This is a genomic window from Streptomyces hesseae, from assembly GCF_031845785.1.
Classification (GTDB): Bacteria; Actinomycetota; Actinomycetes; order Streptomycetales; family Streptomycetaceae; genus Streptomyces; species Streptomyces hesseae.
On the sequence record NZ_JAVRFI010000001.1, the window covers coordinates 375,799 to 386,317 of the forward strand.

The 10,519-nt window shown below is 74.0% G+C and carries 1 protein-coding gene; it reads right to left on the reverse strand.

Going from position 1 to position 10,519, the window contains the following annotated elements; all coding sequences use genetic code 11:
* Positions 1 to 8: 8 nt before the first annotated feature.
* Entirely contained in the window at positions 9 to 10,508 is a 10,500-nt protein-coding gene (locus tag RM609_RS01380; RefSeq protein WP_311607168.1) for an SDR family NAD(P)-dependent oxidoreductase, read from the reverse strand.
* Between the last annotated feature and the right edge of the window lie 11 nt (positions 10,509 to 10,519).

Genomic DNA, 10,519 nt, shown 5'->3' on the forward strand with positions numbered 1-10,519 from the left:
AGGCCGGATCAGCGATCGCCCAGACGGCCGAGCTCGTTGTCGATGAAGTCGAAGATCTCGTCCTCACTGGCGGAGCCGATCCGCTCGGCCACCTCGGCGCCGGCGGTCTCGGCCTCGCTCCCCCGCCACTTCTCCAGCATCGTCAGCAGCCGGTTGGAGACGGCCGCCCTGGTGAGCGCGTCGGGTTCCGTGGAAGCGAGGGCGGAGTCGAGGCGGTCGAGCTCCGCGAGGAGGGAGGAGGAGGTGTCGGGGCCGTCCTCGCCCACGAGCTGCGAGACGAGGTGTTCGGCCAGGGAGACGGGGGTGGGGTAGTCGAAGGTCAGGGTGGCGGGCAGCCTCAGGCCGGTCGTGGCCGTCAGCCGGTTGCGGAGCTCGACGGCGGTCAGGGAGTCGAAGCCGAGGTCCTGGAACCCCTTCTTCGCCCCGATCGCCTCGGGCGAGGCGTGCCCGAGCACTCGCGCCGCCTCGGCCCTGACGAGCTCCACGGCGAAACGTACGCGCTCTTCTTCCCGTATTTCCCTCAACTGTCGCGCGAGCCCGGCGGCCGTCGCGGCACTGTCCCCGGCGGCCGCGGCCGCCCGCCGGCCGCCCTTCACCAGGCCGCGCAGCAGCGGCGGCACCTCGCCCTGGGCACGCCGGGCCCCGGAGGCCGGGCCGATCGGGACGACGTACGCCTCGTCGAGCCCGACGGCCGCGTCGAACAGCGCCAGGCCCTGCGCGACCGTCAGCGGCGGCACCCCGGAGGCCGCGATCCGCTGCATGTCGGCCTGCGACAACGCGCCCGTCATACCGCTCCCCTGCGCCCATGCCCCCCACGCCAGGGACTGGGCGGGCAGGCCGAGAAGGCGGCGGTGGTGGGCGAGGGCGTCCAGGAAGACGTTGCCGGCGGCGTAGTTGGCCTGTCCGGCGCTGCCCATCACACCGGAGATGGAGGAGTAGAGGACGAAGGCGGCGAGGTCGAGGCCCTTGGTGAGCTCGTGGAGGTGCCAGGCCGCGTCGGCCTTCGGCCGCAGGACGGCCGAGAGCCGGTCGGGGGTGAGGGAGGTGATCACACCGTCGTCGAGGACACCGGCCGTGTGGATCACGGCGGTCAGCGGACGACCGGCCGGGACACCGGCCAGCAGGCCCTCCACCTCGGCGCGGTCCGCCGTGTCGCAGGCGACGACCGTCGTCTCGGCGCCCAGGGCGGCCAGTTCGCCGACCAACTCCGCCGCCCCCGGCGCCTCCGGGCCACGGCGGCTCGCGAGCAGCAGGTGTCGCACGCCGCGCTCGGCCACCAGGTGCCGGGCCAGTACGCCGGCCAGGCCACCTGTGCCACCGGTGATCAGCACCGTACCGGCCGGATTCCAGCTGGATACCGCTGCCGGAGCGTCCGGCTCCGCCGGAGCGACGCGGGCCAGCCGTCCCACGCGCACCGCACCGTCGCGTACGACGAACTGCGCGTCGCCGCCCGCCAGCAGACCCGGCAGGACCGATAGCGGCGAGGACAGGTCGGCGTCGGCGGCTCCGTCGACGGCTCCGTCGAGATCGAGGAGGACGAACCGTCCGGGGTGCTCCGACTGCGCCGAGCGCACCAGGCCCCACACCGCGGCGGCCGCCGGGTCGCGAACGGCATCCGCCGCGTCGGCGGAGACGGCGTCCCGGGTGACGAAGAGAAGGCGGGAAGCGGCGTGCCGGTTGTCGGCGAGCCAGTCCTGAACGAGCTGGAGGGCATGGGCGGTCAGCCGGTGCGCGGCGGCGGGTACGTCCTCGCCCCCGGTGGCGGCGACGGGCACCACGACGAGATCGGTGCCGGCCGGTACGTCGGCCAGGGACGCGATCCCGTCGCTGCCGAGCGTCACGGACCGGGACGTCTGGGCGGTGGCGGTGGCCCCGGCCGGGATGGGCGCCGGGATCCACTCCAGGCGCAGCAGGGTGCCCTGTTCCGCGCCGGCCCCGGTGGGGGCGTCGGCGAGCGGCCGGGGGTGGAGGGTCAGGGTCTCCACCGACAGCACGGGAGCGCCGGTGGCGTCCACCGCCGCGACCGACACCGAGTCCCCGGCGGTCCGCGTGAGGCGGGCCCGTACGGTCGAGGCGCCGCCCGCGTGCAGCGAGACCCCCGACCATGACAGCGGGGACAGCTCCTCCTCGCCGTCCAGGCCTGCGAATTCCGCTGCCTGAGCGAGGGTCTCCAGCAGGGTGGGGTGCATACCGTAGTAAGGGGCGTCGGACGCGGCCTCGCCGGTCAGCTTCGTCTCGACGTAGACCTCGTCGCCCCGGGTCCAGAGGGTGGTGGATTCGTCGCCCGTTTCGGCGGCGACGGCGACGGCGTCGGTGGGCGGCCAGGTGGAGGCGTCGAAGGGCACGACCTGCTCGCCGGACTCGAGGACGCCGGAGGCGTGCTCGGTCCACGGCTCGTCGAGGGCGTCACCGGGCCGGGAGTAGACGCGCAGGGCGCGGGCTCCTGTCGCGTCCGCCGCGCCCGCCCACACCTGGAGGGCGAGAGGAGATCCGCCGGTGAGGGCCAGGGGCGTGTGGACGGTCAGAGAGGTGACGCGGTCGCAGTCCACTTCGTCGCCGACGCGAACGGCCAGCTCCAGGAAGGCCGATACGGGGAAGTCGGTGGTCTCCGGGGAGAGCCGGCTCGTGAACAGCACCCCGTCGGAGTCGGCCAGCGGCACGGCGGCGCCCAGGAGCGGATGCCGCGCGGGCACCAGGCCGACGGACGAGACATCACCGGTGAGGGCGGCGGGGCGGGGCCAGAAGCGCTCGTGCTGGAAGGCGTACGTGGGCAGGTCGACCCGCCGGGCGCCGGTGCCCGCGAACAACTCGCCCCACGCGACGTCGACACCGGAGACGTGGAGCTGGGCGAGGGCGGTGAGCAGGGCGGTCTCTTCCGGGCGGCCCTTGCGGAGGGCCGGGAGGGCAAGCAGGTCCCGATCGGCGTCGAGGGTGTGCTGGGCGAGGGCGGTGAGGACACCGTCCGGGCCGAGCTCAAGGAAGGCGGTGGCACCTGCCTCGCTCAACGCCCGGACGCCGTCGGCGAAACGGACGGCCTCACGGACGTGGCGGACCCAGTACTCGGGGGTGGCGACGAGTTCGGCCGAGGCGAGCTCACCCGTCACGTTCGAGATCAGGGGAATGGTGGGGGCCTGGAACGACAGCCCCTCGATGGCCCGGCGGAAGTCCTCCAGCATCGGGTCCATCAGCGGCGAGTGGAAGGCGTGGCTCACGGACAGCCGCTGGGTCTTACGACCCTCAGCGGCCAGAGCCTCGGCGATCCGCAGGACCGCCGACTCCTCACCGGCGATGACAACGGCGTCGGGGCCATTGACAGCGGCGATCGAGACATCAGCGGTGAGACGAGGCACAACCTCGTCCTCCGACGCCTGCACAGCCACCATCGCACCACCAGAAGGCAACGCGTTCATCAGGCGAGCACGCGCCGCAACGAGGACACACGCATCCTCAAGAGAGAACACACCCGCAACGTGCGCGGCAGCGATCTCACCGATCGAATGACCAGCGACGAAGTCCGGACGCACTCCCCACGACTCCACCAACCTGAACAACGCCACTTCGAGCGCGAAAAGCGCCGGCTGAGTGAAACCCGTCCCGTTCAGCGCCTCCGCGTCATCGCCGAACAACACCTCACGCAACCCGTCGAAACGAGCCACCACCTCGTCCAACACCCCCGCGAACACCGGGAACCGGGCGTACAACTCCCGCCCCATCCCCAGCCGCTGCGACCCCTGACCCGAGAACAGGAACGCCAGGGACCGGTCCACAGCGACCCCACGAGCCACCTCGTCCCCTGCCAGCAGGACCGCACGGTGGTCAAGGACCGACCGCCCCGTCGCCAGCGAGAAGCCCACATCAGCGGCATCGCCATCTGCCGAAGACGTCAGCCGCTCCACCTGCTCCGCCAGCGCCTCCTCCGACTTGGCCGACACCACCCACGGCACCAGCCCACCAGACGAAGCACCGCGCTCGGCAACGGACTCAGGAGCCTGCTCCACGATGATGTGCGCATTCGTGCCGCTGAGACCGAACGACGACACACCCGCACGCCACGGACGCCCCACCTCCGGCCACGCCCGCTCCTCCGACAGCAGCTCCACCGCACCAGCCGACCAGTCCACATGCGACGACGGCTCGTCGATGTGCAGGCTCTTCGGCAGAACACCGTGCCGCATCGCCATGACCATCTTGATGATCCCGGCGACACCGGCCGCGGCCTGCGTGTGACCGATGTTGGACTTCACCGAACCCAGCCACAGCGGCCGGTCCGCGTCCCGCTCACGACCGTACGTCGCCAGCAACGCCTGCGCCTCGATCGGGTCGCCCAGCGTCGTACCCGTACCGTGCGCCTCCACCGCGTCCACATCGGCGGCCTTCAGACCCGCGCTCGCCAGTGCCTGGCGGATGACCCGCTGCTGCGACGGGCCGTTCGGCGCCGTCAGACCGTTGGAAGCGCCGTCCTGGTTCACCGCCGAACCCCGCACCACGGCCAGTACCCGGTGGCCGAGACGCTTCGCGTCCGACAGCCGCTCCAGCACCAGCACGCCCGCGCCCTCGGACCAGCCAGTACCGTCGGCGGCGTCCGCGAACGCCTTGCAGTAGCCGTCCGTCGCGAGGCCGCCCTGGCGGCTGAAGCCCGAGAAGGTCATCGGCGTCGACAGGACCGTCACACCGCCGGCGAGGGCGAGCGAGCTCTCGCCGCTGCGGAGGGACTGGGCGGCGAGGTGGAGGGCGACGAGCGACGACGAGCACGCCGTGTCGACCGTCACCGCCGGGCCCTCCAGCCCGAAGGTGTAGGAGATCCGGCCGGAGATGACGCTGGTGGCGAGGCCGGTGCTGGCGTGGCCCTCGACGTCCTCGCGGGAGTTCATCACGAGCGTGGCGTAGTCCTGGCCCGTGGTGCCGACGAAGACGCCCGTCCGGCTGCCGCGCAGGGCCGTAGCGTCGATCCCGGCCCGCTCGAACGCCTCCCAGGACGTCTCCAGCAGCAGCCGCTGCTGCGGGTCCATCGCCAAAGCCTCGCGCGGGGAGATACCGAAGAAGCCCGCGTCGAAGTCGGCGACGTCCTGGAGGAATCCGCCGCGCCGGGTTGCGCTGCCGCCCCGGTTCTCCGGGTCCGTGCCGAAGAGCGCCTTGAGGTCCCAGCCGCGGTCGGTGGGGAAGCCGGCGATGCCGTCGCGGCCTTCGGCGAGCATCCGCCACAGGTCCTCCGGCGACCGGACGCCGCCGGGCATCCGGCAGGCCATGCCGACGATGGCGATGGGGTCGTCGGAGACGGCGGAGGCCGTCACAACCGGGTCCCCCGTGTCCTCGCCGGCCAACTCGGCCATGAGGTGGCTCGCGAGGGCGGCCGGGGTGGGGTAGTCGAAGATCAGGGTCGCGGTGAGCCGCAGGCCGGTGGCGGTGGTGAGCCGGTTGCGGAGCTCCACCGCCGTCAGCGAGTCGAAGCCGAGCTCGCGGAACTCCCGGCCCGCCTCGACCTGGCGCGCCGAGGCGTGCCCGAGGACGGCGGCCGCCTCGGTCCGTACGAGGTCGGTCATCGAGCGGAGCGCGTCCTGCTCCCCCAGCCCGGAGAGCCGGAGGCTGAGCGCGGCCGCCGTACCGGCGCCGCCCGCCGCCGTGGCGGCCGTTCGCCGGCCGCCACGGATCAGGCCGCGCAGCAGCGGGGGTACGACGCCCGGGGCGCGTCCGCCGCGCCGGGCGGGGCCGATCGGGACGAGGTACGGCTCGTCGAGGCCGACGGCGGCGTCGAACAGGGCCAGGCCCTGTTCGGCCGTGAGCGGGGGCACTCCGGACGCCGCGATGCGCTGCATGTCGGCGTCGGACAGGGTGCCCGTCATGCCGCTCGCCTGCGCCCACGCGCCCCACGCGAGGGACTGGGCGGGCAGGCCGAGAAGGCGGCGATGGTGGGCGAGGGCGTCCAGGAAGACGTTGCCGGCGGCGTAGTTGGCCTGTCCGGCGCCGCCCATCACGCCGGAGACCGACGAGAAGAGGACGAACGCGGCGAGGCCGAGGTCCTTGGTGAGCTCGTGGAGGTGCCAGGCGGCGTCGGCCTTCGGGCGCATCACGGCCGCCAGGCGGTCCGGGGTCAGGGACGTCACCACGCCGTCGTCGAGGACGCCGGCCGTGTGGATCACGGCGGTCAGCGGACGATCGGCCGGGATCCCGGCCAGCAGGCGCTCGACGGCGTCCCGGTCCGTCGTGTCGCACGCCTCGACGGTCACCCCGGCGCCCAGGGCGGTCAGTTCGTCCCTCAGCTCGGGCGCCCCGGGGGCCTCCGGGCCACGGCGGCTCACCAGCAGCAGGTGCCGCACGCCGTGCTCGGCCACCAGATGACGGGCCAGCAGGCCGCCCAGTCCGCCTGTGCCACCGGAAATCAGCACCGTGCCCGCCGTGTCCCAGGCGCGTACCGCTGCCGGAGCGTCAGCCTCCGCAGCGATCCGCGCCAGCCGGCCCACGCTCACCGCACCGTCGCGCACCACGAACTGGTCGTCGCCGGTCGCCATCAGTCCCGGTAGCTGGGGCAGTACGGACGCAGGGTCGGTGCCGGCATCGAGGTCGATCAGGGCGAAGCGGTCGGGGTGTTCCGTCTGTGCCGAGCGCACCAGGCCCCAGGCGGCGGCAGCGGCGAGATCGGTGCCGTCCGTCGCGCCGCGCGTCACGAACACCAGCCGTGCGGCGGTGAACCGCTCCTCCGCCAGCCACTCCCCCACCAGGCCGAGCGCCCGGGCCGTCAGCTCGTGCGCCGCGCCGGGGACGTCGGTCCCGTCGCCCGCCGTCAGCCGGGCCAGCACCAGGTCCGTGCCGTCCGGTACGTCGGCCAGGGCCGTGACCGTCCCGGCGCCCAGCGTCGCATGGGTGAGCTCCCGGCCCTCGGCACCCTCCTCGGGTGCCGGTGCCGGGACCCAGTCCAGCCGCAGCAGGGATCCGTGGTCCGTAGCGCCGCTCCTGCGGTCCACGGTCCCGGCCCGGTCGTGCAGCACCAACGTGCTCGCCGACAGGACCGGTGCGCCCTCGGTGTCGACGACGGCCACGGAGGCGGTGTCCTCGGCGGTCCGCGTGACGCGTATCCGTACCGCCGACGCTCCCCCGGCGTGCAGGGAGACCCCGGACCACATCAGCGGAACGAGCTCGTCGGCCCGGCTGCCGTCCGGCGCCGTGATCGCGAGGGCCTGGGTGACGGCGGTCAGCAGCGCGGGGTGGAGTCCGAACGCCCCGGCGTCGTCCGCGACGTCGGCGGGGAGGGCGGCTTCCACGAAGGTGTCGGCGTCCCGCGTCCAGATCGCGCGGACGGCCCGGAAGGCGGGGGCGTGTCCGGCCTTGTCGTGGAACCCCGCCACGGCATCGGCGTCGACGGCGGTGGCGTCGCGCGGCGGCCACTCGTCGGTGCCGAAGTCCGCGACGCGCTCGCCGGGGCTCAGGACGCCGTGCGCGTGCTCCGTCCAGGTCTGGTCGGGGGCGTCGGCGAGCTGGGAGTAGACGGACACCTTCCGGGCGCCCGCCGGGTCGGGGGCGCCGACCCAGACCTGGAGGAGGACGGCGTGCTCGTCGTCCAGGGCGAGCGGTGCGGTTAGGGTGAGTTCGTCGACGCGGCCGTAGCCGACCTGGTCGCCCGCGCGGATGGCGAGCTCCACGTACGCGGCGGCAGGGAACCTGGTGCCGTCGGCGAGCCAGGGGTGGGTGCGGGCGGAGAGCCTGCTGGTGAACAGCACGCCGTCGAGGCCGGCCAGGGACACGGCGGCGCCGAGCAGCGGGTGGCCGGCGGGGGTGAGGCCGGCGGCGGACACGTCGCCGGCGACGGCGGCGGGCTTGGGCCAGAACCGCTGGTGCCGGAAGGCGTACGTGGGGACGTCCACGCGGCCGGCGCCCGTGCCGTCGAACCACGCGGCCCAGTCCACCGCGACGCCCGCCACGTGCAGCCGGGCGAGCGCGGTGAGCAGGGAGCGCTCCTCGGCCCGGTTCCGGCGCAGGGCGGTGAGGGCGACCGGGCTCCCGGTGTCGTCGAGGCTGTGCTGGGCCATGGCCGTCAGCACACCGTCGGGGCCGAGTTCGAGGAAGGCGGTGGCGCCTTCGGCAGCCAGCGCCCGGACGCCGTCGGCGAAGCGGACGGTCTCCCGGACGTGCCGGACCCAGTACTCGGGCGTGCACAGCAGTTCCGCCGTCGCGATCCGGCCCGTCACGTTCGAGACGACCGGGATACGCGGCGCCTGGAAGGACAGGCCGGCCAGGGCCTGCCGGAAGTCCTCCAGCATGGGGTCCATGAGCGGCGAGTGGAAGGCGTGGCTGACGGAAAGCCGCTGGGTCTTGCGGCCCTCGGCGGCGAACTTCTCGGCGATGCGGGGGACGGCCGTCTCGTCGCCCGCGATGACGACGGCGTCCGGGCCGTTGACGGCCGCGATGGACACGCCGTCGACCAGGCGCGCCGCGACCTCGTCCTCGGAGGCCTGGACGGCGACCATCGCGCCGCCCGGGGGGAGGGCCGCCATCAGCCGGGCCCGGGCCGCCACCAGCGCGCACGCGTCGTCGAGGGACAGCACGCCCGCGACGTGGGCGGCCGCGACCTCGCCGATCGAGTGGCCCGTGACGTAGTCGGGGCGTACTCCCCAGGACTCGACCAGCCGGTAGAGGGCCACTTCGAGTGCGAAGAGCGCCGGCTGGGCGAATCCGGTGCCGTCCAGTACGGCCGCGTCGCCGTCGAACATGACCTCCCGCAGCGGGCGCCCCAGTTCGCCGTCGAGGCGGGCCGCCACCGCGTCCAGGGCCTCGGCGAAGACGGGGAAGCGGGCGTACAGTTCGCGGCCCATGCCCACCCGTTGCGATCCCTGGCCCGTGAAGAGCACCGCCAGGGGGCGGCCGCCGGCGGCCGCGCGGCCGCGCGCGGCCTCGGACAGCGAGCCGTCCGGGCAGGCCAGGAGGACCGCGCGGTGGTCGAAGGCCGACCGGCCGGTGGCCAGCGAGTAGCCGACGTCCACGGGTTCGGCGGTGCCCGCGAGGGCGGTCGCCCGCTCCAGCTGGGCGGCCAGCGCCTCCTCGGACTTGGCGGAGACCGGCCACGGCACCACACCGGGCCGGACCGAGGGCGCGACCGGTTCCCCGCCGGGCTCCCCGGCCGGCTCCTTCTCGGCGGCCTGTTCCAGGATCACGTGCGCGTTCGTTCCGCTGATGCCGAAGGAGGACACGCCCGCGCGCCATGGCCTGTCGACCTCGGGCCAGGGCCTGGCGTCCTTGAGGAGTTCCACCGCTCCCACAGCCCAATCCACGTGTGTCGAGGGCCGTTCCGCGTGGAGGGTGCGTGGCAGCACGCCCCGGCGCATGGCCATGACCATCTTGATGACTCCGGCGACGCCCGCCGCCGCCTGCGCGTGGCCGATGTTGGACTTCACCGAGCCCAGGAGCAGCGGCCGTTCGGTGTCCCGGCCCTGGCCGTAGGTGGCGAGGAGGGCCTGGGCCTCGATGGGGTCGCCGAGGGGGGTGCCCGTGCCGTGGCCCTCGACGGCGTCGACCTCGTCGGCCGTCAGGCCCGCGTTGGCGAGGGCTCGGCGGATGACGCGCTGCTGGGCGGGGCCGCTGGGGGCGGTGAAGCCGTTGGAGGCGCCGTCCTGGTTGACGGCCGAGCCCCGGACGACCGCCAGGACCGGGTGGCCGTTGCGGCGGGCGTCGGAGAGGCGTTCGACGAGGAGCATGCCGACGCCCTCGGACCAGCCGGTGCCGTCGGCGGTGTCCGCGTAGGCCTTGCATCGGCCGTCGCCGGCGAGGCCGCCCTGGCGGCTGAACTCCATCAGGGAGCCCGGTGACGACATGACGTTGACGCCGCCGACGAGGGCCAGCGAGCACTCGCCGGCCCGGAGGGCGTGGATGGCGGAGTGGAGGGCCACGAGGGAGGAGGAGCAGGCCGTGTCGACGGTGACCGCCGGTCCTTCGAGGCCGAGGGTGTAGGAGAGCCGTCCGGAGGTGGCGCTGGCGGCGATGCCGGTGCCGATGTCGCCGGTGGCGTCGGCGAGGGACCGTACGAGGAGGTAGGCGTAGTCCTGGCCGTTGGTGCCGACGAACACGCCGGTGCGGCTGCCGCGCAGGGTGGCCGGGTCGATGCCGGCGCGCTCGATCGCCTCCCAGGACGTCTCCAGCAGCAGGCGCTGCTGGGGGTCCATGGTGACGGCCTCGCGCGGCGAGATGCCGAAGAAGTCGGCGTCGAAGTCGGCCGCGCAGTCGAGGAAGCCGCCTTCCTGGCTGACGCTGTTGCCGCGCTTGTCGACTCCGGCGTCGCGCAGGGCCGCCAGGTCCCAGCCCCGGTCGGTGGGGAAGCCGGAGATGGCGTCCCCACCGGCGGCGACGAGGTCCCAGAGGTCCTCCGGGGAGCGCACGCCGCCCGGGTAGCGGCAGCTCATCGCGACGATGGCGACGGGCTCGGTGGTGGCGGCCACCAGGGCGCGGTTCTGCCGGCGCAGGTGCTCGGTCTCCTTGAGGGAGGCCCGGAGAGCTTCGACTACTTTTTCGCTGGGCGTGGTCATGTTCCGCTCTC

Coding starts and splice junctions, on each gene's coding strand:
- RM609_RS01380 (WP_311607168.1), bottom strand. CDS start 10,508: ATGACCACGCCCAGCGAAAAAGTAGTCGAAGCTCTCCGGGCCTCCCTC.